Here is a 21,049-nt window from a genome sequence, read left to right on the forward strand (position 1 = left end):
TTGCACCCAGGTGCAATCTCGGCTAGAGTTCCGCCACGATTTTTTAAAGAGCAGCAAACATGGCACGTACCATCATCTACACCTACAAAAAACAGGAAAAGACCCTGACGTTTTCTTACGAGAAGTTCCGCAACATCCACGAAGCCGTAGCGGCAGCGGAAGGCATCGACATCAGCGACTACCTGAAGATGGAACAGCAGCTCGAAGCGGTATCCGACACCAAAGCGGTACGTAACTACCGCGATGCGCACTTTAAGAAGCTGGGATTTGACAAGATCACCATGGCGCAAAAAGAAAACCTGGGCGTGGGTAAAAAGAAAAAGTAATCCACCAGTCAGTACTAAAAAGAAGGCCCTGCAAAATTGCAGGGCCTTCTTTTTCAGAAATCAGAACATTACTTGATGTTCAGGAATGCTGCGCCACGAACGCCGCCTGAATCACCGTGTTTCGCTTTGATGATCTTAGGAGCTTTCGCTACAGACAGCAGGTACTTAGGAATGCGTTTTGGCATTTCTTCGTAGATCAGGTCGTAGTTAGACAGACCACCGCCCAGAACCACTACGTGCGGGTCAAACGCGGTAAACAGGTTTGCAAAGCAGATTGCCAGCAGTTCCATAAAGCGCTCAACGTGCTCAACTGCTTTCTCTTCACCTTCAGCCTGAGCTTTGATGATGTCGATGGCTTTCTTCTTCTCGCCGTAGTAGTGCTCGTACAGCTGCTCGAAACCGCGGCCAGACAGGTAATTGTCAAGACAGCCTTTCTTGTCACAGCCACAGGAGAACAGCGGCGCGTTCTCACCCAGGTGGAACCAGGCATCAATCGGCAGACGACCATGGCCGACTTCGCCAGCAACGTGGTTACGGCCAGAGAATACTTTACCGTCGAATACGAAGCCGCCGCCAAAACCGGTACCCAGGATCAGGCCCAGAACAGAAGGCTCATCTTTCAGCTCTTCGTCCCACGCTTCTGACAGGGCAAAACAGTTTGCGTCGTTATCAATGCGTACTGAACGGCCAATTTTTGCTTCCAGGTCTTTACGCAGAGGCTTGCCTTTTGCAGCCGGAACGTTGGTGGTCAGCACGGTACCGTCGTCAGCATCTTCCATGCCCGGAATACCAAGACCAATCGTACCTTCGGTACCGAATTCCTGATCGTACTTCGCAACCAGACCAGCGATGGTGTCTACCAGTTTCGGGTAATCATCACCCGGCGTTGGGACGCGCTCAGTCGCGACACGCTCAAGATTGGCGTTGAACGCACCAAATTCAATTTTTGTGCCCCCAACATCAAAGCCGTAGTACATATTTCTCTCCTGAAAATACAAATAAAACAAAGACTATTAAAAGTAAAATGCCATTATGCATATCTTACCCCTTCAATCCGTGACCTGGCGCGGATTAATGCCCCTGTTGTGACCAAGTGCTCAATCCATGGACACTTCGGACATTTTGTTTACATATTCAGTCAGTACAGGCTTTGAGAGATCAGGTTTATAGCGGGTTTTACTCAGCATATAGCTCTCGCCAAACACGCCAAACCAGTCCGCCAGCAAGGCTCCGGCCTGCTCTTCTCCCGCATCACTCAGTACCATACTGGCGACTTCAGCTGTCGCAAGGTGAGACTGATTTTCGGAGCTGCGCATCGCATAAGCCGACAGAGTATCCGGTGCGATAGAGTAAACAGGCAGATGCTGCAGGTAGTCAGACTTACGAAACATCTTACGGGCTTCTTTCCAGCTGCCATCAAGCAGGATCAGCAGAAGCGTACGCGACGGGTCGAAATCTGGTTGTGGTTGTTGCAGATCCATTACCAGCCGGCTTCGCTCGTCAACGTACTGTTCGGGAAACACCACTACGGGCTGATAACGCTCATCATTTAATAAATCAAGCAATTCGCCGGAAGGCTCAGTACGGCTCCACTCAAAGGCATGGCTCTCTTTCACCACATCGGCAATAAGGCGGCCGGTATTACTGGGCTTGAGAATTTCGTTATCCGACATCAGTAAGATGGTCGCGACACCCGTTTCGATATCCGGCTGATGAGCACACAGGCAGTGCTGCTCTGCTACCATACAAAAAGAGCAACGTTTGACTTTTGCACCTCTGGCGTTGAAAGGTTTTGTGGCTCTGGCCAGTCTGTTCTGATATAGGTGGTGAACCTGGTGAATACGCATAGAATTACTGCTGCAGTTAACGAGCGCGCGATTCTAGCACACGGAGATATGTTTTATGGATACCATCCGGCTGGTTTTTTTTATCTCAGCACTGGTTCTGTTTGCCTTGTGGGAAGTGCGTTTCCCGCGCAAACACCTCACACAGTCCAAACTCCAGCGCTGGCTGAACAACCTTGGGCTTATCGGCCTGAATAACCTGCTGCTGAGCCTGGTGATGCCGGTACTGGCTTTCCAGGCCGCTGTCAGTGCGACAGAAGCGCAGTTTGGTCTGTTCCACTGGCTGTCACTACCGCTTTGGGCAAATCTGATTCTGGGCGTGATCGCACTGGACTGCATCATCTACTGGCAGCACAGGATTTTTCACCGCATGCCCTGGTTATGGCGCCTGCACCGGATGCATCACGCCGATCAGGATATTGATGTCACCACCGGTGCCCGCTTCCACCCGATAGAGATCTGGCTTTCTATGTGGATTAAGATTGCGTCGGTGTGGTTGCTCGGTATTTCCCCCGTCACTGTGGTGGTGTTTGAAATCGTGCTCAATGTGAGCGCCATGTTTAATCACAGCAACGCCTGGCTGCCGCTTAAACTCGACAACCAACTGCGCAAATGGCTGGTAACCCCGGATATGCACCGGGTACACCACTCAGTGATCCCACGCGAAACTCACTCCAACTATGGTTTTTTCCTCTCTGTGTGGGACCACTGGTTTGGCAGCTACCGCGCCCAGCCTGAAGCGGGTCACGATGAAATGCAGATCGGCCTGCCACTGTTTCGCCGTACCGAAGAGCAAAATATCTGGCTGATGCTGACTCAGCCATTTCGCAACAAATAGTTCAGAGTGATAATTTGTTTATCGTAAGAAGAAATGCTTTCATAATGGTTGAAAGAGTGTTTTCCAAAAGGATTTAAAATGTCATCTGGTTCCCCGCTTCTGCCGGCTCTCGCCCTGCTTGGCACAATCACTCTGGCAGGTTGCAGCTCCACACCTGTAACCAGCTCAGGCGCTTATACTTACTCCCAGGATAAAAGTACTGTGCTTTCTGCCCACTGGCAGGGAGTGTATGAAGACTGGGAAGGCGTGCCATACCACTGGGGGGGCAACAGTAAGTCCGGAGTGGATTGCAGCGCTTTCACGCAAATAGTAATGCAGGGATTCAGCACTACGCCACTGGCCAGAACCACGAAAGATCAGGTAAAACAGGGAACAAATGTACCGTACCATAAGGCACAGCAGGGAGATTTGGTGTTTTTTAAGATCCGCAGAAAGCAGTATCACGTAGGAGTGTATCTGGGACAGAATCAGTTTTTGCACGCGTCCACATCAAAGGGGGTGATTATATCCAGGCTGGATAACCCCTACTGGGCAGACGCGTTCTGGCAGTTTCGGCGGGTAAATTAGTCGTAGGTTGCTACCGCTGAATCAAACAGGTTTTTCACCAGCGCTATATACTCATCAAGGAAGATGATTTGCTCGTTGGTTGCTTTCTTTTGCCATGCACCGGCAAGCACTTCGCCCAGATCTTCCGCTACCGCATCTGCTTCTTTCAGCAGCTGGAAACGTACACTTGAGTGAAGCTCAGGGTTTTGTTCAAACAGCGCCATAATATTGGTCGCGATGAGATCCGTTACCACGTCCTCGACGCTCTCCTCGCCGGTGTCCCCTTCAGCCGTCGCGAAGATATCCAGATTTAATGTCAGGTGCTCGATAAGAGCAAGATAGCCGTCAGTTTCTACTACCACTATTTATTCTCCACCTTTTGTTGGTGTTTTGAATCATCTCTCTGTAAATAGTATGACAACTCTGATGTTTTTTACATACAGAATTTTCTATGTGGTCAACTATTGATAGATTGTAGACTGATTTCTGCCATTTTGTTTTGATTTATACAAGGCTTTATCGGCGGATTCGAGCCACTGGAGATAATTTGTCATTTCTGGCTGGTATTCACAAATTCCGAGACTGATGGTGTAGTTAATTTCATCACCTTCATTATCGACCGGCGAATCAACAACCCGGTTTCTGAGCCGCTCAGCAAAAAAGTGTGCCTGCTCGGCGTTGGTGTCCGGTAAAATGACGGTAAACTCTTCTCCGCCATAACGGCCACACAGGTCACCCTGACGGGCGGTTCTCTTAAGAAGCTGTGCGGTATTACGAATGACCCCATCTCCGGCACTGTGCCCGTATGTATCGTTCACTTTCTTAAAGAAATCAATATCAAAGATAACCAAACTGGAGTGAGATGCAAGTGTATCGCAACGGACAAACTGTTCCTGCAGGCATTGTTCCCAGTGCGCGCGGTTAAACAGACCGGTCAGTCCGTCGGTGCGGCTTAAATGGCTGAGCTTTTGATTGGACTCACGCAGGTGAAGCTTCTTCTTAGCCACATCTGAAACGTCATGAACCATGATGCTGACGTGAGTCACTTCCCCGTTAAGCGAGCGCAGCGGGCTGATCACTACGTTCTGATACATCATGGACAGCCCGTTAGAAATCGGCGAAAAATTATTGAATCTAAACAGGTACGGGCGCTCCTCCCAGGAAGAAAATGCCCGCATTTGCAGTTTTTTTACCGAATCTATCTTCCCTTTCAGCCATGCCGCAGGAATTTCAGGAAAAAAATCAAACAGGCTGTGGCCCATGATCGCATCCGACTCGATACCACTGTACGAACGCATAAAACTGTTCCAGCTGCACACCCGGTACCGGGAGTCGAGCACCAGCAGTCCCGCATCCATGTTATCCATGATCTGCATGATGAGATGAAACTCAGCAAACTCGTGATTGTGTTGCACTGCTACAGGGTCTCCATTACGCGCTTGATAGACCCGACAGAAGCCGGATCAACAAAAAACAGTACTTCACAGTCGAAGTCTGCATTTTCAGCAACATAGGTGTATTCAACAGTAAATATCTCGTCGTACTGCCCAAGACCGAGAGAGTTAATTTCCTGGTGGAGGTGATCGATCACCGTTGGCTGACGCAGTGACAGCTGGATGTCCATCTGCTCCCCCAGGGAAACCAGGTAAGACGACACCAGCAAACTGGCCAGATTCAAAACCGTTTCATTAAAAGTGCTGTCTTCACTGCGGAATGTCAGCCGCTCCCCCATTTCCGTAATTTCTGCGCCACGCATACAGACCAGGGCTTCACCGTGGATCCCCCCTCCAACAAACCGCTGCGCAACGGCTACAGAACCGTCCCGGTGAAGGACGTCTTCCAGCATCATAGTAAGCTCACCACTGTCGAGCACACCAATATGGGGAATAGGAATTTGAATAAAATGCCCGAAGTGATCAGACATCAGAGCTGCGCCCCTGCCGATGGCAATGTTGCTCAGCTCTTTAAACTTAAGCAAAGGATCCACCTGCCCGGACACAGGTTCAGGTAAGGAATGTGCCGGATGGTGGTGATAATACTTAAGCCCAAGGCTTTCAAAAAGCGGCACTGCCACTTCACCACTTAAAGGCTTCTCGACAAACGCGAAAGCCCCCAGGCCCAGACAACGGCGTTTGGCCTCCTGCTGAATATCCCCGGACACCACCACAACTTTGGTCGGGTGACGTGATACCGGGAGCGATTCGAGCACGCCATAGCCGTCAAGCAGCGGCATAGTCAGATCAAGAAAGAGCACGTCAATATTCTGCTCAGAGAGGATCGTCAGCGCTTCCTGACCGTCTTCAGCGAACAAAACTTTAAGGTGCTCCCACTCAGTAATGCAACGTGCCAGTGATTTCCTCGCGAGCGCAGAGTCATCACATATAAGTACTTTCATATCAAGGCTTAATGAGTCGGGAAATTTGAATCAAAGTCACACTATACTGATTTGGTTTAATATCGCTACGCTTTGTTACAAACAACTGGTCAAAATCCGATTTACTTCACAACCAAAGGATCCTCAGGATCCTTTGTATAAAATCGAAGATCCGCGACAATTTATCGGCATCGCCGGAAATCTGGCAGTCTAAGAATGTGACTGCGGTTTAATAAATGTTTATTGTGCCCAATTTAACAGTAAGTTACGCGCAAAATGGACTAATATTGATATGTAACGACTTCAACCAAGGAGCGATTATGTGGCAATCCATTACCCAGCAAATATCTGACACTCTGCAGTTTGATTTTCAGATCGAAGAAAGAGTCCGTCTCGATGGTGGTGACATCAGCAAGTGCTACATGATCAGCGATGGTGAACAGCGTTATTTCGTCAAAGTAAACGAGCGTGAGTTCTATCCCCGATTTGAAGCAGAAGCAGAAGGTCTTCGCCAGCTCCACGAAACCGGGAGTGTCTTTGTTCCTGAGTTTGTTCTGCTTGGCCAGTGTAAAGATCACGCATTTTTAGTGCTCAACTACGTGCCGCTCAAACCTCTGGAAAACGACAAAAACAGTTATAAGTTTGGCCTTCAGCTGGCAAAACTTCATAACTGGGGTGATCAGAAAGAGTATGGTTTTGACCAGGACAACTACATTGGCGCCACCCTGCAGCCAAACAACTGGAACAAAAACTGGGCCCGTTTCTTTTCAGAGCAGCGCATTGGCTGGCAGCTGCAGCTGCTGAAAGAGAAAGGTATCTCATTCGGCCAGGCCGATATTGTCGTGGACTCGGTCTATGCCGCGCTTCGCCATCATCAGCCCAAACCTTCCCTGCTCCATGGTGATCTCTGGCATGGCAATGTATCCAATTCTGCGTTTGGCCCGGTCTGCTACGACCCGGCCACCTACTGGGGCGATGCAGAATGCGACCTTGCGATGACCGAACTGTTCGGTGGATTCCTGCCTGATTTCTATCAGGGTTATGAAAGCGTTCGACCGTTACCGCTCGAATATCAGTCCCGTAAGCACGTATACAATCTCTACCATGTTCTCAATCACTGCAACCTGTTTGGCGGACACTATCTGGAAGAAGCTCAGGGGATCATAGAGCAGCTCGTTGCTGACTATCGATAATCAGTAACCGGAAGAATTAACAGCACGGCACCCTGTCCAGGTGTCGTGTTTTTTTTGGGGTTTTATAGCCTGATAACAAAACTATAAATATGGAATGCATCTCAAATTTTCCGCATAAAAATCCATACCATCTCAGGCAATTTTCCGAGGCAGATCTTATAAATTCTTTGAAATTGTTTCATTCTTTGCACTGTCTCAACTTTGCCACTTAATTCTTAACCTTAAACAACTTCCAAACCTAATATGAAGTTAAGGACACAACACTTCCTGTTTGGATGTAAGGATAAGGCCAATGAAAAATTACACTGAGAAAAGCGTGATCTGCCCTCACTGTGGACATACGATCCGTATCACCCTTGACTCTTCAAATGGCAGTCAGGAGTTTTATGATGACTGCCCGGCATGTTGCCATGCCATTCACCTGAGCATGTTGGTCGATGAGCAACATGATGACATTCAGTTGATGGTCGATGCTGACGACGAGCAAATTTTCTGACTGGCCCGTTTCTCCTGATTAAAGCAAAAAGCCCCGCTTACTCATGTAAACGGGGCTTTTTCTGTTCGGGAACGGTTATCAGCTCACTTCGCGCTGAGCCAGCACTCTCTCTACCGTATCGACAATCGCCTGAGTCTGCGGATCAAACTCGATATTTACTTTATCTCCTGTCTGGCGGCGGCCAAACAGGGTTCGGGTCAGGGTTTCAGGAATAAGATGCACATTGAAACGGCCGTCTTTCACATCACCGATGGTCAGTGAGCAGCCGTCGATGCCAATATAGCCCTTGCTCAGGACATATTTCTCCATTTCAGGCTCAGACAGTTCAAACCAAATAGTGCGGTTATTTTCACTGACAATAACATCACAGATAGTCGCGACATTTGAGATGTGACCCGACATACTGTGCCCGCCAATCTCATCACCAAACTTAGCGGCGCGCTCAACATTAATCTCATCACCTGCCTCAAGCAGCCCCAGATTAGTTTTATCCAGGGTCTCGTGCATCAGATCAAACCATACCTGGCGGCCTTCAATTTTGGTCACCGTCAGGCAGCAGCCGTTATGCGCAACAGATGCGCCGACTTTCAGGCCCTGTTCCAGCGAATCCGGCATTTCAATAACGTGTGTCTGAAAGCGTTCCTTTTTTTCTATCGATACAACTTTAGCGGTACCCTGAACAATTCCTGTAAACATGCTTACCTCTTTAACAACAGCCCGTAGCACCATAAACCTTACAAAAAAAAGCCGCTGAAACGGCCACGAAATCTTTTGCCCGACGGGTGTTGGTATAATTGAATCCAGGCCTTATCATAGCTCAAACTCTCGTGATTCCTATCACGTTCTGCACATTCTTTTCTATTACACATTTTCTCTGGAGTCTCTGTGCACCGTTATCGTAAAGAAACCGCACAACTGTTAAAACTTGCTGCACCGGTTCTTATTGCCTCAGTCGCGCAAACCGGTATGGGCTTTGTGGATACCGTCATGGCGGGCGGTGTCAGCCCGACCGATATGGCCGCCGTCGCCGTTGCAACCAGCGTATGGCTGCCGTCTATTCTGTTTGGCATTGGCCTTTTGATGGCACTGGTGCCCGTTGTCGCCCAACTGAATGGCTCCGGCGATCAGCAGAAGATCCGTTTTGAGATCCACCAGGGAATCGCGCTGGCGATTTTTGTCAGCGTTCCGATTATTCTGGTGCTGATGCAAACCCAGTTTATCCTCGGCTGAATGAAGGTCGAACAGGCAATGGCAGACAAAGCGATTGGTTATATGTACGCCATGATGACAGCCGTACCGGCCTTCCTGCTGTTTCAGACACTGCGAAGCTTTACCGATGGCATGTCTCTTACCAAGCCTGCGATGGTGATCGGTTTTGCCGGTCTGCTGCTTAACATTCCACTCAACTGGATTTTTGTCTACGGCAAGTTCGGAGTGCCCGCTCTGGGTGGCGTGGGCTGTGGCGTAGCAACAACCCTGGTTTACTGGGCAATGTTCGCGATGATGCTGGGTTACGTTATGACCTCTGATCGCCTGCGCCATATAGGGCTGTTCGACCGGTTCCACAAACCTGAAAAGAAAGCTGTACTGCGCCTGTTCAAACTGGGTTTCCCGGTTGCAGCCGCGATCTTCTTTGAAGTGACTCTGTTTGCTGTAGTGGCACTGATGATTGCGCCACTTGGCTCTATGGTGGTAGCCGCGCACCAGGTCGCGATGAACTTCTCGTCACTGGTCTTTATGCTGCCGATGAGTATTGGTGCTGCGGTCAGTATCCGTGTTGGTCATAAAATGGGTGAGAAATCGACCGAAGGCGCGATGATCGCCAGCCGGGTTGCCCTGATTGTCGGCCTGCTTATGGCCTGCTGTACTGCGCTGTTTACCATACTGCTGCGCGAGCAGATTGCCCTGCTCTACACCAATAATCCTGAAGTGATTGGTTTGGCAACCAGTCTGATGCTACTCGCTGCGATTTACCAGTGCACTGATGCGGTGCAAATCGTCGCGGCCGGTGCGCTGCGTGGCTATAAAGATATGAAAGCGATATTTAACCGCACTTTCATCGCCTACTGGGTTCTGGGCCTTCCTGTGGGTTATGCGCTGGGGGCAACCACCCTGCTTACCAGTGAGCCGCTGGGCGCTGCCGGTTTTTGGATTGGTATCATCATCGGCCTGACAGCAGCCGCGATTATGCTGGGAATGCGCCTGCACTGGATGCATAAACAGGACAGCGATATTCAGCTGGAATTTGCAGCGCGCTAAAAACCCGCCTACCCGCTCAAAAACAAAAGCCGAAGCAGTTTGGCGCTTCGGCTTTTGTTTATTCTTCCACCCGCATCCGGACAAATCGCGCGAATCTGGGAATGCCGTTAAGGGTATAGCCGTTGTAACGATAAGTAATAACAGAGCCAATTTCCGGCGGCTCACGTCTCAGGGCATCACTCAGACCACTGCCCACCTTAAAACGCACACCTTCACTGGTTTCGACAATCAGAGAGCCCACCATACCCTCATACTTGCCTTCTCCTATCTTATACCCTATTACCTTAGCCTCAGCGTCCTGATGTTTTTTAACTTTTAACAGAGCCTCACTGCGTCCGCCCTGATACGGCATATCAACCCTTCTCAGCATCAGCCCTTCACCTTTTTGGCCGGTTACCGTATCAAGTAAGCGGTTCAGGTCCGATTCGTTATGAATGGGACTCTGAGCGATCCGGCTAAGGTGATCATTCTGATTTCCCGCCAGCCAGTAACCCAGATCGTGATAACGCTTGGCATAGTTTCCCGCATTATCCGGCAGATCAAACAACATCAGCCGGATTTTCTTCCACGCGGAATCATTGGGGATTTTATCTAACACGGTTTGCTGAACCAGATGAAAATTGTCCCGCCCGGCCCAAAGCTCTCCTTCAAGGCGAAATGCGGGCAAACTTTTGGTAAACCATGCAGGTGCGTGAATAATATTTCCGTTTCGGGTAACCAGTTGGCTGCCATCCCACAACGCACGGATCCCGTCGAGCTTCTCACTTACCCAATACAGGCTCAGCTCTGTCCCTGTCTTGTAGGACATAGCCAGTGTCAGATCCGGAATCCCCTCCGGCCTCTCCGCAGTTGCCGGACATGCGCCAAGTAACGCCAGTGCAATCATACTGTATTTCAGTTTCATCTCACCCCTCCGTATACAACCAGTAAAACGAAGTGGATAACACCTGGTAAAGCAAACAAACGTAAATTTGTGAGTTACAAATTTATGATGATAAATCGGCCAGTTACATTACATTGCCGGGCTTTAAGCGTCTCCCAAAACCAACAAATGCAGAAAAAAGCATCAAGGCGATCACAAACTCGCCAAACAGTTCAAAAACCTGCGATTTGTACTTGCACCGAAAACCGGCTGTGGTTAATATCCCTCTCGTTCCACAGGAATGGGTCCGTAGCTCAGTTGGTTAGAGTACTACCTTGACATGGTAGGGGTCGGCGATTCGAGTTCGCCCGGACCCACCATTCTTTTTTGCATAATGATGCAGGAACACAATTTGGATCCGTAGCTCAGTTGGTTAGAGTACCGCCTTGACATGGCGGGGGTCGGCGATTCGAGTTCGCCCGGATCCACCATATTTAAAGACAAAGCCCGCTTTTATAGCGGGCTTTGTTGTATCTGGCCTCCCTATCCTGCTTCCCCTTCAAAACGAATAGACATTCATTAAAGTGAATAGCTGAAACACGCCTGATTTTGGCCGGTTCCAAAATGGTTCCAAAACGGTTCCAAAACTCACACCAGTGAAAGCTCTGCCGGCGGCACGGTAATCCATTTAATGTGCCCCTCCTTGTAAACCTTCGTACTTCGTGAATCTGTGTGTGCTGCCCTGGCCTGAGGGTCATAGCCAGCTTTGTCAAACAGGTGGATACTCAGCGCCCTGATCTCGTGAAATGTTGGCCGGCACTCAGGCGGAAGACTGCGTTTTACCCCAACTGCATCTCTGTAGTGCGAGAACTTGCGGCTCAGATACTTTTTGTTTACCTGGGTAAAGTGATCACAGTACTGACTTACTTCATTCAGGTGCCTGTCTGGCAGGCGGTGCACTATGTACGGTGAAAGCACACCATCTACGCTGTTTTCTATAACTTTTAAAAGTGACGACGTCACAGGGATTCTTACGCGACTGGCCTCTTTCTTCTTAACCTTCGCCCGGTGAACTTTCAGATAACCGTAGATCATCAGGCCGCTCTCTTCGACCGGTACCTCAAGCTTCTCAAAGTCGCTGTACTTCATCGAGCACACTTCATTTACTGAGTGTGTGGTCTCGATAGATAGTTCCATTGCCGTTCTCAGCCAAAGGGGCGCTGCCAACCAAATTTGTTTGTACTCGAGCTCTGTCAATCTGGTCCGCCGTTTATCCTCGAGACGGCGGACTTTCTTACGGCGGGCAACATTCTCCACCATTACCCCCTCGTCAACCGCATAGTCGAACACCTTACCCATGAAGCTGATCCACCGGTTATACACTTCGTTGGACTTGCCGCCGGCGCACTCTTCCAGAACGTAGTTAACGTCATTTAGCGAAATGCTTATGCCTACGCGGCCACCAATCAGATCATTGAGCCTGTCGAGACGGTTTACAAACAACTTATACGTCTCTTTGGAAGGCTGCTCATCCTCCAGGTAACGAGCTTTCAGGGTTTTAAAAAACTCGGAAAGAGGACGGGCGTTTGCATTGCTTGTTCTCGGGCTGAACTGGCTGACATCATGAGTCAGTTCAGTATCGATTCGAAATGTTGCGTTGTAACGTCTGGCCAGAGCGACAGCTCTGCTCTTGTCTTTGCCCAATGATTTCCAGGTATTATCTACCCGCTTAAAGACGTACCCTTTCACGCCTTTAAAATAAAGGCCCTCAGGCAGGCCTTTATGTTCTTTATTTCTTGGTCTCGGCACGGTCACCTCCACTCGCTTACTAATGCTTCATCAACTCATCAAGCATAGGATCACCTGTTGCTTGCTTCTCTTTCTCGATATCAACGTAATATGAGCGACCAATTCTCTTACCAGGCAACGTACCTAAATCAATTTCCCTACGGCAGATCCTTACATCGGGTGCATCCCCGTTCGGGAAACGCTGTTGACGCCATGTATTCAGTTTTATCAGCATAATGTCCTCCCACAGACAAGCCATCTCTGCGGTGATTGCTTTTTGAAACGGTACCCTCCGGAGTTGCCGCTCCAGAGGAATACCAGTGATGTTGGAGCCATGAGCATAGTTTTGTCTGCTCACTAACAATGGTGATTCAGCACCTTTAACGTCACATCCAGATGCAATGAAGTAATCCCCATCTTCCCTGCCAGGCGCTTCTTGTTCTCCGCATCCAGATTGATAGCGCTTGCCAGCGACTCGTATTTGTTCTCATGCCCTTCCAGGCGTTTCTTTTTGTCCTCGATATAAGGCTGATCCATGCCTGCTTCTTCGAACACTTGCAGAATGGAACAGGCGATATGATTTAACTGTTTCTTTGCCATGACTGCCTCCTATGCCGTCTTGCTGACTGGTGAGAACTGTGCGATTACCTGTTCGCACCATTCGATATCTGCCTGAAGATGACGTTGCCGGCGCTCCACCAACAAACGCGCTTCAGGAAGCATGCTTTCTGAAAGCTTATCCATGCGCTCCAGCTCATTGTTGAGCTTCGCTGAGTAAGCGAAGAAGAAACCGGCATCTTTAACAAAAACCATCGCACAGGCTTCATCCTGCCATTTGGGAACCACTAGGCTATCGATGTCAGCGGCCTGCTCGAGCAGTACCTGACCATGGTCACTCGGGGTATAGGTTTTCTTATCCGGTTTGCCTTCCTGAGGAACCAGCTCGCAGGTCAGAAGCCCCTGAGCTTCCATCTTGTTAAGCTCGCGATAGATCTGCTGGTGACTGGCTTGCCAGCCATACTCTCCGGTTACCCGGGTCAGGTCATAACCAGTCATTGAGTCTTTCGAAAGCAGGCTAAGCAAAATCACCTGCAGATTTGATAACGAGTTTTTCATTGTTCACCTTCCATTTTTTCTTTGGCAACAGTTGCCATTTCACTTACTTCACAAACCATGAAGCCACCAAAGCCACCGGTTCTGCGAAGCACACCATTTCGCAAATGTTTGCACTCCAAAACATCGCACGCATGTTCAACAGCGCTATCGAGATCTGGGAAGTCTCCCAACTGCATGTTAATCACCTTCTTAGAAGTCCTATCCCGGGCTACCGCCCCGCTTTCATTGAGATAGATCGCCAGATACTCCATCAACAAGCTTCCTGTACTGCAGAAAAATCTGCGTGGCCACCACAGATCCAGTCAAACGAGAAAACAACAAAGCCGTCTTTCTGCTGGTAGTCAGTGATGTATTTGATCCGGACCACCACATAGCGATCGCTGCCTGTCTCAAACAGGCTTACCTGGTCCCCAACTTTAAAATCCCGATCATTCTTCCTGATCTCAAATGTCTTCTCACCGGTAATAATCTTCTCCAGGTACTCAGGCTGGATTTTCAACTCATGCATTCTCACTGCTTGTTACCCCCATTCACTTCTCTTTCCTGAACATCCTCCGGCACGGTCGGATACACCCCATACTCACGCAGGTTCTCGACGCCCAGAGCAACAAAATTGGATACTCGCTTGCCGTTAATGCTTTTCTCACAGCCATCTTTCAGCACTACGTCAGCGTCTTTGAGTTGCTTCTTCAGTACCCGGTCAGATTTAACCGGCAGGCTGTCAAACTTGTTTCTCAGGGCAGGACTCTGGCTGATGTGTTGCATGATATGGCTGGTCCGGATCAGTAAGCACAACTCCCCATCAATCCAGTCATACGCATAGGGATGGCGAAAATGACCAGCGTCCATCTCACCCAGAATTAGCTCAGTGATCCAAACCCAGGGCTCGCGCTCGGCACTGGTTTCACTGATGTGCAGGTTCATCTCTGCAACCAAGTCATTGATAAAGTGACCGTAGTTAGTCGCAACACCGGTAAATTCACAGAGCAGCTTCCACGAAAGCAACAAACAAGCGTAGTTATCGCGCATACGGTTGGCGCCGTTATCATCTGGCTTCGCCATACAATGCTTATCCAGATAACTCACACACTCCTGGTACGCGCGTTTCATTTGAGGGCGGGTAAAACCCGTAAGGTACAGAATCCAGTTTTTAACCGGAAAGCGAGGCAAATCATCTGGAAGTAAATCCCCTTTCCTTCCCGTAAGATCAGATCGAACAATCTTACCAATGAGCGAATTTACAGGAACATCTTCACCAGCTAAAAGCACAGGAGCGATACTAAGGAACTCTTTCAGCTCAGAGCCCCGGTGTCCCACCGAATACTGATAGCTCTCCTGTAACTGTCCTACAGCAAAGTCAATTCTCTTTTGATCCTGAGCACTAAGCTCTTCCCACCCAACCGGGTGAGAAGTGTGAGAGATTGAGGTAACTATTCGCCAGTCTGATTGAATGTTCTGCCCCGAGAACATAGTGAAAGCGATAGTTCTCTCCAGCGACTTAATCAGAGTTGACTTACCAGAGCCCTTGCCCGCCTGCAAAGTGAAGTGCGGCCAAAATCCTAAAAACGTTTTGATGTGCGAACCAAGCCCCCAAACCAGCAAAATCAGAGCTGCATTCCTGGTGAATGTGGCCTGATACGCCTCAATCACTCGCCGCCCCTGCTCAGGAGTTCCTGCAGGAAACTGCAAGTTGTAATAAGGGCACTGCTGACGGGCATCGATGAAATAGCAATCTGGCCCCTCATTCAATATTGCTTTTCCGTTCTGCCAGGCGAGCCCCACAAAGTTCACCGCAGTGCGGGCGCCAATATGAGTGGCGCGCTCGAGGATGGAGATCATCCGGCTGAACTTACCCGGGTTAAAAATACCGCCACCAATGCGGCGCCAAACATCTATGTTGTACAACTGCTCACGCTTAAGCACTTCACGGGTCAATTCATAAGGTGAGTCCGGGGTCTGAATCGTCGCGCAGTAAACCTTACGCGGCTGTAGATCCACTTCTCCAGTCATCGCCGCAGTCGCAGAAGAAATAGTCACCTTAGACAAACCAGCTACACGAAAGCTGCACACGTCCTGGGGAACGGTCGCCTCCCCCTCTTCGTTCTGAACTATCTTCAGCACACTGGTAAAGTCCGCTTTCACCCGGTACAGGAAGTACACATTCTGATCATGGTCCGGCAGAGGTAAACGGCGGTAACGGCCATCATTCTTAAAGTCGCCTTCCTGCCCATATACCAGCCACTGCTCTTTACGGTGCAGGGCGTATTTGGTTTCATTCGCTCCGTGTTTACGCAGGTAGTCGTTCAGGTCGTTGGTACCATCCCAATTGGAGTTATTGTGATTAACGATGAAGCAAGGGATATTCAGAGCCGTACACGCTTCATGTACCAGCCATCCGGCTTCCGGGCCCGGGCGATGTCCTTTGCGTGGGCCATCTTTAATCGGCTCATCATTATCGAAACAACACACCACCTTTTTCCCCACCAGAAAGCGCCAGTCAATCTCTTCAACGGCCAGCCCTCTCGTGGCAATGGCAGTGGTGGAGCCTTTGCCGCTGCCTTCAGGGTCAAAAGCGGTAATCGCAGAAATGGCATTGATCGGGGACTCAACCACAATGACGGTGTTAGCACGCTTGAAAGCAATATGATCCGGAATGTACGGGTAGCCACGCTTCTCTCCCTGAGCTTTTGTTTTGAGGTCTCCGTTAAGCGCAGGGTCGAAAAAGCGGTAATCAATCCCTTTTACCTCACGGCTGTAATAACAACGGGCAGGAAAAGTAACAGCAGGGCCACCATAGCCCATCTCTCCCGGGTTCTTTTGCGGGTTGGTCCAGTCACTGAAACCAAACGCCCCTCTCTTCTGCAGCATATCGATGACAGCTGCCGGGATCTTTCTCTCATCAAACAGATAGGCCCGGGCATCATTCGCTGCCGCCAGTTGCTTGTCTGCCAGCCATTCGAGCTGGCTCTTTTGCTGTTGAGGCTGCGCAGCATCGTCGGTCGGGATCCCGTACTCTTCATGCAGAAAACGCATCGCTTCACTGGCATCACCAGCACGGCCGCAGTAAATGACCAGGTCAATACAGCTCCCTTTTTCGCCTGAGGTATGGTCTTTCCACATCATCATGCCGGAATCCTTACCGTCAAAGATGCTCACGCTCGGATGCTTGTCTGCGCGGTCTGGTGCCCGGTAGTTACCGTTTGGATCAGGGCGCTCCATGCCCAGACGCTCGGCCAGATCATGCAAATCAATTTGTTGTTTTAGTTTGTCTGCGGACGCCATAAAGCGTGCCTCCAATTTCTTTCAAATCCACCCCGATGGTCACAGGGCCAAAGTAGTGCTTTAACTGCTGCCTTAACTGACGAAATTCGGCAGATTTCATTAACTCAGCCACTGGGCGGTGGTTGCTCTGAATATGCTCCCAAACCAGCTGCTTTTTCTCCGGCGGTAACTGGCTGAGATTTACCGCCGGTATCCGGGAACTGCAGAGGCAGGTTTCTGCATACCAGGGTGGCTGTTGCCACCCGCGATATACGCTATAAGTCGTGGGCACAGATCCGCCTCAGGCAGCTCGACGCTATCCACAGGTCATCACTCATGGAGCAGATATGGGTCAGCTGCAGCTTCTCTACCTTTTCAGGCTCGATATGTTCAAGGCTCTCTGTTTCCAGTTTGATATGCCCTTCCTGCTCCCAGCGGGAAAACACCTGTTCGATATCTCCCTGAAATGCCGGACGGCAAATAAAACCCTGCTGGCGAACCATCTGCTGCTCGAGCTTAAACAGGCAGGCCCGCTCTGCCTGGCTTAACTGAGTCGCGGCGATCACTTTTCACCTCCCAGATAAAATGCAGCGATTGACTGGGATGGCCGAAGTTGGTGAGCAGCCCAAACGGAGTTCTCGTTCAGTACAGCCAGAAAATCAGGCAAGTACTTTCGGGGAACGCCGTCAGAAACCAGCCACGTCCGGACCTCACCTGGGTAAAGACTCAGGCGGGTAGCGACATACTCAATAAGTGCCCTTTCCGTTGCACGGTTATTAAAAACGTGCAGGTTGATGTTACGCAGCGCGGCAGAAAAGGCTTTACAGCGCAGTTCCGTTAGTGCTTGTGAAATTAAACCTGACATGATTCATCCTTATCTCGTGTGACCAGAGAACACCGCAACGCGGCGATCCTTATTCATAATCAACGCATCAGAGCCAATCACTTTCACCAGCACTTTAGGCCCCTGCTCCCGGATGCTCTCGACCGGAGAAGCATCCCCGCGAGAGCCATCAAAACTCACAATATCCCCGCGGCTTAACAGTGCAGCCGCCTTATGACCAATCAACGAAAACATGTGCTCGCCTCCCTCATTACTGAGTGCATAGCATCACGGTCCGGTTTGGTGTACACCGCTGTTGTTGCCTGGTTGGTGTGTCCCAGCACTGCTTGTACCCGGCGCAACGCATCTGGTGACGTGGTTCTCTCCAGATATCGCTTAGCCCAGGTATGACGCAACCAGTGCGGCGAACCCTCAGGCACTTCAGCCAGCCGGCACCATTTGGTGAAACGATCCTGAAAGCTGCGGCGACTCATCGCCTGGCGGTTACGGCTTACAAACAGAGGGCGCTCCAGCCTTGGAATTTCCCATTCCCAGTTTCTGGTCATTTCAGCGTGAAGCTTGAGCAGTTGCTTCAGGGCATGCTTTGCTGATTTGCTCAGGGCAACCGGATGCTTCTTCTGGTTCTTTGCGTTATCGCTGTCATACACCAGGTAGCCTTCCTCAAGGCTTCGCTCCGCATCCCCGACCGTCATACCTTGCATAGGCAGGTTATGACGTTTGGCTTTGGCCGCATCCGGCCCGGCCAGAACGCCAAGCCGGATTGCGGTTTCACGCATCAGCAGCATCCAGTAGTAATCACGGCTGGCGTACTGGCCATAGGTTTCTTTAACGGTTTTAAATAGACGCTTCTCTTCCTGCTCAGAGAAGTAATGAAGAAAAAACTCACTCATGGCATACCTCCTTGGCTTCGCCAGTTCTCAGTCAGAAATCAGAGCGCGTGCGCGGTTCAGGAACTCAAGCCCGGCAGCGAACGACTGCTGCAGCTCGCGCTCGATACGGGCAAACTCATCCTTTTGGATTTTTCCGTCTGCCAGTGCATCCGCCAGTTCGCGGTTAACATCGCCAATTTCGGCATGCCAATCGCTGTAGCTTCTCAGTAATTCAGTATCTGTTATGGAGTGGTAGTCAGCGAGGAAGTAAAGGGAGTGGTTAAACTCTGCGGCAACAGCCCGCAGGATCTGCACATCTTCTGTGATATGCATGATTTCTATGGCATCAGACAGGCCCAGTTTATGGCCGGACTGGTTAGGGTTTAGTTCGTTCGCCAGAACGCCGGGGCGCTTGCCTAACAGTTCTTCAATTTGGTGGGTGTTTTTAAACGCTCGCAGTGTAGCAGCGCACGCCTGGTGCACCTGCTCTGGCAACCGCGATGCGCAAGATTGCATCACTAAGCTGGTCATGTGACCTCCTGAAATAGAATACGTTTCGTTTTTTCAGAGGTCTGCGCTACAATCTACGGTAAGGATGAAATGGTATTGGAGCCGTGAGCATAGAGGTTGCCGCCTCGCTCTAGTCCCTACAGTAGACTGCTGTATTGCAGACCTTCTGGGCCCTTACTGGATTGCCGTCCGGTAAGGGTTTTTTATTACTTCTCTTTTAGCAGCTCATAGTTCGGCTTCTTGAATCCCAGCTCCCGGGCTACCTGTTCCAATGCTGGCTTCAGTTCTTCACGTTCAAACTCAGTTTTAGCCTTTGAGATCAGCTTAACCAGCTCGATATATTGAGATCGAGAGCGTGCTGTTGTTTGGGGAGTCAGTGAAAATGAACCCGTACGGCGGATTTCAGGTAAAACTTCAGACGTAACCCATTTGGTAAACGCCTTCGCTTCTTCTTTCCGACTAGTGAAAACCAATCGATACAGGCCAGGCTCCGTTACAAAAAGAAGCTCCTGCATGCCACCAAGGGTCTCAGTAGTAATGATACCCTTTTCATCTTCATCCAGACGGTTGATTGCCATACTCGGGTTGCCAATATCCAAAAGCTGGCAAACATCTTTACCACAGAACATCGGTCCTCCTTCGTCAATTACAGCAGTTCGAAGCTGCTGATCGCCAAATTCAAACGATAGTATTTTTTCAAAAGCTCTAATTACTTGGGACATTTTCTATTCCTTCTCGGGGTTAAACAAATCAGTTGGATTTCTCACGTCTCCAGTTAGGCCGCCTTCTCATCAATTGGCGGTAAGCCTCGTTCCTCCTCTACTTCATCAACTACTCGACGCAGAAGAATGCGGGTCATTTGTGCCAGTTTGCGCTCTTCTAACGTTGCTAGACGCTCTACTCGTTTCCTTAAATGGTAATCACGAGTAGAGATCATGTCAGAATATGGACTTGAAGCTGTAGCCATATGGCCTCCTATGTGTGCTAAACTCGATATTTGGAATTCAATGCTCACCAAGAATCCAAATACAGACTTTGTGTTCAAACAAAACGAATCATAGATCCATAAATGGAACTATGCAAGCCGAAGAAGGTAAATATATGGATCTTTCTTTTGATGAACGTCTCAACTTCGTTCTGAAAGACAGAAAACAAACTCCATGGGGGAAGAGCTTAGGCTTTACTAGTGCGTCAATTTCTCACATCTTTTCAGGAGGCCGCATCCCCGGTCCTGAGTTCTTACAAGCTATTCGCAGAGCCGAAAATATCAACTTAAACTGGCTCCTTACTGGTGAAGGAAGCCCTTATATTGTGGAGCATTATCAAGAAGCTAGTCAGCTCAACGAACTGGTATCAGCAATGCTGGGTGAAGAGCATTGGATTGTATTCATATGTGATCATTCCAGCCGGGCGACTCTAGTATTGGCTCAACCAGGGAAGTATGAGTTCAAAAGCAAATTGATTGACTACGATATCGTGCATATTCTGACTGGCCCTGGTAGCGAGCAATTATCAGATACGCTTGAGCAGTACAACAGCAAAGGTGGCCCCGTATTTGTCCCCTTGCTAACAGATAGCGAAAGAGATGACATAGTTAACGGTAGACTTGGAACATACGAGCTATTCGGTTCTACCAATCGGCTACTGACTCCACAGAAAGTAAGCACCCATGTTCAAGAAGTTGAATTTGGCACAGAAAATCAGACAGCCTCTCCCGTTAACTTAACCATGATGCGTGCTGTAGTCCGCTTAGTTGATGAATGCGAGCAGGAGCTAGATGAACACTTAAACAGCGACCAGCGCGCCAGAGTCATTACCGCTGTCTACCGCCAGGCCGAACGTCTTGGCCTTGAACCAGGCGAAATCACCCCAGATTCTGTTCAGACGGCGTTTGATGTGATCCGCGATTAACCTGCCTCCTCT

The 21,049-nt window shown here is 49.7% G+C and carries 27 protein-coding genes, 2 tRNA genes and 1 pseudogene; 9 read left to right on the plus strand and 21 right to left on the minus strand.

Annotated elements, in window-relative coordinates; all coding sequences use genetic code 11:
• Positions 1–59: 59 nt before the first annotated feature.
• Entirely contained in the window at positions 60–326 is a 267-nt protein-coding gene (locus ACVB80_RS18240) for a DUF2960 family protein (RefSeq protein WP_481082722.1), read from the plus strand.
• A 68-nt stretch (positions 327–394) separates the two neighbouring features.
• Here ACVB80_RS18240 and nagK read toward each other — a convergent pair whose 3' ends face one another.
• Both nagK and ACVB80_RS18250 read right to left on the minus strand, forming a co-directional pair.
• Positions 395–1,303 (minus strand): N-acetylglucosamine kinase, encoded by a 909-nt coding sequence (gene nagK, locus ACVB80_RS18245; RefSeq protein WP_481082723.1) that lies wholly within the window; start codon positions 1,301–1,303, stop codon positions 395–397.
• A gap of 120 nt (positions 1,304–1,423) precedes the next feature.
• Positions 1,424–2,173 carry a tRNA-uridine aminocarboxypropyltransferase gene (locus ACVB80_RS18250; protein ID WP_481082724.1) on the minus strand — a complete coding sequence of 250 codons (750 nt, stop codon included), beginning with the start codon at positions 2,171–2,173 and terminating at the stop codon, positions 1,424–1,426.
• A gap of 55 nt (positions 2,174–2,228) precedes the next feature.
• Here ACVB80_RS18250 and ACVB80_RS18255 point away from each other — a divergent pair, with 55 nt between their 5' ends.
• On the plus strand, positions 2,229–3,008 hold the full coding sequence (locus ACVB80_RS18255; protein WP_481082725.1) for a sterol desaturase family protein: 780 nt from the start codon (positions 2,229–2,231) through the stop codon (positions 3,006–3,008).
• Between the two features lie 78 nt (positions 3,009–3,086).
• A complete protein-coding gene (locus tag ACVB80_RS18260; protein ID WP_481082726.1) occupies positions 3,087–3,575 on the plus strand; it encodes a C40 family peptidase in 489 nt (162 codons plus the stop codon).
• Here ACVB80_RS18260 and ACVB80_RS18265 read toward each other — a convergent pair.
• The 3 genes from ACVB80_RS18265 to ACVB80_RS18275 all read right to left on the minus strand — a co-directional run bounded on the left by ACVB80_RS18265 (position 3,572) and on the right by ACVB80_RS18275 (position 5,949).
• Positions 3,572–3,916, minus strand: a complete 345-nt coding sequence (locus tag ACVB80_RS18265) for a DUF3802 family protein (protein ID WP_481082727.1) — start codon at positions 3,914–3,916, stop codon at positions 3,572–3,574. The genes ACVB80_RS18260 and ACVB80_RS18265 overlap by 4 nt on opposite strands.
• A gap of 99 nt (positions 3,917–4,015) precedes the next feature.
• Positions 4,016–4,930 (minus strand): GGDEF domain-containing protein, encoded by a 915-nt coding sequence (locus tag ACVB80_RS18270; RefSeq protein ID WP_481082789.1) that lies wholly within the window; start codon positions 4,928–4,930, stop codon positions 4,016–4,018.
• A gap of 41 nt (positions 4,931–4,971) precedes the next feature.
• Entirely contained in the window at positions 4,972–5,949 is a 978-nt protein-coding gene (locus ACVB80_RS18275) for a response regulator (protein WP_481082728.1), read from the minus strand.
• Between the two features lie 299 nt (positions 5,950–6,248).
• Here ACVB80_RS18275 and ACVB80_RS18280 point away from each other — a divergent pair, with 299 nt between their 5' ends.
• Both ACVB80_RS18280 and ACVB80_RS18285 read left to right on the plus strand, forming a co-directional pair.
• Positions 6,249–7,121: a fructosamine kinase family protein gene (locus ACVB80_RS18280; protein ID WP_481082729.1), complete on the plus strand. Its 873-nt coding sequence runs from the start codon at positions 6,249–6,251 to the stop codon at positions 7,119–7,121.
• Between the two features lie 292 nt (positions 7,122–7,413).
• Positions 7,414–7,617 carry a CPXCG motif-containing cysteine-rich protein gene (locus ACVB80_RS18285; RefSeq protein ID WP_481082730.1) on the plus strand — a complete coding sequence of 68 codons (204 nt, stop codon included), beginning with the start codon at positions 7,414–7,416 and terminating at the stop codon, positions 7,615–7,617.
• Between the two features lie 78 nt (positions 7,618–7,695).
• Here the strand turns inward: ACVB80_RS18285 and ACVB80_RS18290 are convergent, their stop codons facing one another.
• Positions 7,696–8,313, minus strand: coding sequence for a riboflavin synthase subunit alpha (locus ACVB80_RS18290; RefSeq protein ID WP_481082731.1), 618 nt, complete (start codon positions 8,311–8,313; stop codon positions 7,696–7,698).
• Between the two features lie 189 nt (positions 8,314–8,502).
• On the opposite strand from ACVB80_RS18290, the pseudogene ACVB80_RS18295 reads away from it, so the two are divergent.
• Positions 8,503–9,876, plus strand: a pseudogene (locus ACVB80_RS18295) (MATE family efflux transporter).
• Positions 9,877–9,934: 58 nt separating this feature from the next.
• Here ACVB80_RS18295 and ACVB80_RS18300 read toward each other — a convergent pair.
• Entirely contained in the window at positions 9,935–10,774 is an 840-nt protein-coding gene (locus ACVB80_RS18300; protein WP_481082790.1) for a DNA ligase, read from the minus strand.
• A 267-nt stretch (positions 10,775–11,041) separates the two neighbouring features.
• On the opposite strand from ACVB80_RS18300, the gene ACVB80_RS18305 reads away from it, so the two are divergent.
• Positions 11,042–11,118: transfer RNA gene (locus tag ACVB80_RS18305), tRNA-Val, on the plus strand.
• A gap of 34 nt (positions 11,119–11,152) precedes the next feature.
• Positions 11,153–11,229 (plus strand) — tRNA-Val (locus tag ACVB80_RS18310).
• Between the two features lie 157 nt (positions 11,230–11,386).
• Here ACVB80_RS18310 and ACVB80_RS18315 read toward each other — a convergent pair.
• From ACVB80_RS18315 to ACVB80_RS18380, 14 genes are all read right to left on the minus strand, one after another.
• Entirely contained in the window at positions 11,387–12,547 is a 1,161-nt protein-coding gene (locus ACVB80_RS18315; protein ID WP_481082732.1) for a tyrosine-type recombinase/integrase, read from the minus strand.
• Positions 12,548–12,566: 19 nt separating this feature from the next.
• On the minus strand, positions 12,567–12,761 hold the full coding sequence (locus ACVB80_RS18320; RefSeq protein ID WP_481082733.1) for a hypothetical protein: 195 nt from the start codon (positions 12,759–12,761) through the stop codon (positions 12,567–12,569).
• 122 nt (positions 12,762–12,883) lie between these two features.
• Complete coding sequence (locus tag ACVB80_RS18325) at positions 12,884–13,126, minus strand: hypothetical protein (protein ID WP_481082734.1); 243 nt, start codon at positions 13,124–13,126, stop codon at positions 12,884–12,886.
• A gap of 9 nt (positions 13,127–13,135) precedes the next feature.
• Complete coding sequence (locus ACVB80_RS18330) at positions 13,136–13,642, minus strand: PadR family transcriptional regulator (protein WP_481082735.1); 507 nt, start codon at positions 13,640–13,642, stop codon at positions 13,136–13,138.
• Entirely contained in the window at positions 13,639–13,893 is a 255-nt protein-coding gene (locus ACVB80_RS18335) for a hypothetical protein (protein ID WP_481082736.1), read from the minus strand. Before ACVB80_RS18335 ends, ACVB80_RS18330 begins: the two co-directional genes overlap by 4 nt.
• Entirely contained in the window at positions 13,893–14,150 is a 258-nt protein-coding gene (locus tag ACVB80_RS18340; protein WP_481082737.1) for a DUF3850 domain-containing protein, read from the minus strand. Before ACVB80_RS18340 ends, ACVB80_RS18335 begins: the two co-directional genes overlap by 1 nt.
• 2 nt (positions 14,151–14,152) lie before the next feature.
• The gene (locus ACVB80_RS18345) at positions 14,153–16,924 is read right to left on the minus strand and encodes a toprim domain-containing protein (RefSeq protein ID WP_481082738.1); all 2,772 of its coding nucleotides are present in this window, start codon (positions 16,922–16,924) and stop codon (positions 14,153–14,155) included.
• 254 nt (positions 16,925–17,178) lie between these two features.
• Positions 17,179–17,469: a hypothetical protein gene (locus ACVB80_RS18350; RefSeq protein ID WP_481082739.1), complete on the minus strand. Its 291-nt coding sequence runs from the start codon at positions 17,467–17,469 to the stop codon at positions 17,179–17,181.
• The gene (locus tag ACVB80_RS18355) at positions 17,466–17,768 is read right to left on the minus strand and encodes a hypothetical protein (RefSeq protein ID WP_481082740.1); all 303 of its coding nucleotides are present in this window, start codon (positions 17,766–17,768) and stop codon (positions 17,466–17,468) included. Before ACVB80_RS18355 ends, ACVB80_RS18350 begins: the two co-directional genes overlap by 4 nt.
• 9 nt (positions 17,769–17,777) lie before the next feature.
• Positions 17,778–17,981, minus strand: a complete 204-nt coding sequence (locus ACVB80_RS18360; protein ID WP_481082741.1) for a hypothetical protein — start codon at positions 17,979–17,981, stop codon at positions 17,778–17,780.
• Positions 17,969–18,637: a tyrosine-type recombinase/integrase gene (locus tag ACVB80_RS18365; protein WP_481082742.1), complete on the minus strand. Its 669-nt coding sequence runs from the start codon at positions 18,635–18,637 to the stop codon at positions 17,969–17,971. Before ACVB80_RS18365 ends, ACVB80_RS18360 begins: the two co-directional genes overlap by 13 nt.
• Before the next feature lie 27 nt (positions 18,638–18,664).
• A complete protein-coding gene (locus tag ACVB80_RS18370; protein WP_481082743.1) occupies positions 18,665–19,147 on the minus strand; it encodes a phage regulatory CII family protein in 483 nt (160 codons plus the stop codon).
• A 185-nt stretch (positions 19,148–19,332) separates the two neighbouring features.
• A complete protein-coding gene (locus tag ACVB80_RS18375; RefSeq protein WP_481082744.1) occupies positions 19,333–19,848 on the minus strand; it encodes a BRO-N domain-containing protein in 516 nt (171 codons plus the stop codon).
• 53 nt (positions 19,849–19,901) lie between these two features.
• Positions 19,902–20,093 carry a hypothetical protein gene (locus ACVB80_RS18380; protein ID WP_481082745.1) on the minus strand — a complete coding sequence of 64 codons (192 nt, stop codon included), beginning with the start codon at positions 20,091–20,093 and terminating at the stop codon, positions 19,902–19,904.
• A 110-nt stretch (positions 20,094–20,203) separates the two neighbouring features.
• Between ACVB80_RS18380 and ACVB80_RS18385 the strand changes: the two genes are divergently transcribed.
• Complete coding sequence (locus ACVB80_RS18385; RefSeq protein WP_481082746.1) at positions 20,204–21,037, plus strand: helix-turn-helix domain-containing protein; 834 nt, start codon at positions 20,204–20,206, stop codon at positions 21,035–21,037.
• The last annotated feature ends 12 nt before the right edge of the window (positions 21,038–21,049 follow it).

It is taken from the genome of Vibrio sp. 9-16B-A1 (genome assembly GCF_056726165.1).

Bases quoted from the DNA above. Each gene is read 5' to 3' on its own strand.
- ACVB80_RS18240 (WP_481082722.1), top strand. From the start codon at position 60: ATGGCACGTACCATCATCTACACCTACAAAAAACAGGAAAAGACCCTG.
- nagK (WP_481082723.1), bottom strand. From the start codon at position 1,303: ATGTACTACGGCTTTGATGTTGGGGGCACAAAAATTGAATTTGGTGCG.
- ACVB80_RS18250 (WP_481082724.1), bottom strand. From the start codon at position 2,173: ATGCGTATTCACCAGGTTCACCACCTATATCAGAACAGACTGGCCAGA.
- ACVB80_RS18255 (WP_481082725.1), top strand. From the start codon at position 2,229: ATGGATACCATCCGGCTGGTTTTTTTTATCTCAGCACTGGTTCTGTTT.
- ACVB80_RS18260 (WP_481082726.1), top strand. From the start codon at position 3,087: ATGTCATCTGGTTCCCCGCTTCTGCCGGCTCTCGCCCTGCTTGGCACA.
- ACVB80_RS18270 (WP_481082789.1), bottom strand. From the start codon at position 4,930: ATGCAGATCATGGATAACATGGATGCGGGACTGCTGGTGCTCGACTCC.
- ACVB80_RS18275 (WP_481082728.1), bottom strand. From the start codon at position 5,949: ATGAAAGTACTTATATGTGATGACTCTGCGCTCGCGAGGAAATCACTG.
- ACVB80_RS18280 (WP_481082729.1), top strand. From the start codon at position 6,249: ATGTGGCAATCCATTACCCAGCAAATATCTGACACTCTGCAGTTTGAT.
- ACVB80_RS18285 (WP_481082730.1), top strand. From the start codon at position 7,414: ATGAAAAATTACACTGAGAAAAGCGTGATCTGCCCTCACTGTGGACAT.
- ACVB80_RS18290 (WP_481082731.1), bottom strand. From the start codon at position 8,313: ATGTTTACAGGAATTGTTCAGGGTACCGCTAAAGTTGTATCGATAGAA.
- ACVB80_RS18320 (WP_481082733.1), bottom strand. From the start codon at position 12,761: ATGCTGATAAAACTGAATACATGGCGTCAACAGCGTTTCCCGAACGGG.
- ACVB80_RS18325 (WP_481082734.1), bottom strand. From the start codon at position 13,126: ATGGCAAAGAAACAGTTAAATCATATCGCCTGTTCCATTCTGCAAGTG.
- ACVB80_RS18330 (WP_481082735.1), bottom strand. From the start codon at position 13,642: ATGAAAAACTCGTTATCAAATCTGCAGGTGATTTTGCTTAGCCTGCTT.
- ACVB80_RS18335 (WP_481082736.1), bottom strand. From the start codon at position 13,893: ATGGAGTATCTGGCGATCTATCTCAATGAAAGCGGGGCGGTAGCCCGG.
- ACVB80_RS18340 (WP_481082737.1), bottom strand. From the start codon at position 14,150: ATGCATGAGTTGAAAATCCAGCCTGAGTACCTGGAGAAGATTATTACC.
- ACVB80_RS18345 (WP_481082738.1), bottom strand. From the start codon at position 16,924: ATGGCGTCCGCAGACAAACTAAAACAACAAATTGATTTGCATGATCTG.
- ACVB80_RS18355 (WP_481082740.1), bottom strand. From the start codon at position 17,768: ATGTCAGGTTTAATTTCACAAGCACTAACGGAACTGCGCTGTAAAGCC.
- ACVB80_RS18360 (WP_481082741.1), bottom strand. From the start codon at position 17,981: ATGTTTTCGTTGATTGGTCATAAGGCGGCTGCACTGTTAAGCCGCGGG.
- ACVB80_RS18365 (WP_481082742.1), bottom strand. From the start codon at position 18,637: ATGAGTGAGTTTTTTCTTCATTACTTCTCTGAGCAGGAAGAGAAGCGT.
- ACVB80_RS18370 (WP_481082743.1), bottom strand. From the start codon at position 19,147: ATGACCAGCTTAGTGATGCAATCTTGCGCATCGCGGTTGCCAGAGCAG.
- ACVB80_RS18375 (WP_481082744.1), bottom strand. From the start codon at position 19,848: ATGTCCCAAGTAATTAGAGCTTTTGAAAAAATACTATCGTTTGAATTT.
- ACVB80_RS18380 (WP_481082745.1), bottom strand. From the start codon at position 20,093: ATGGCTACAGCTTCAAGTCCATATTCTGACATGATCTCTACTCGTGAT.
- ACVB80_RS18385 (WP_481082746.1), top strand. From the start codon at position 20,204: ATGCAAGCCGAAGAAGGTAAATATATGGATCTTTCTTTTGATGAACGT.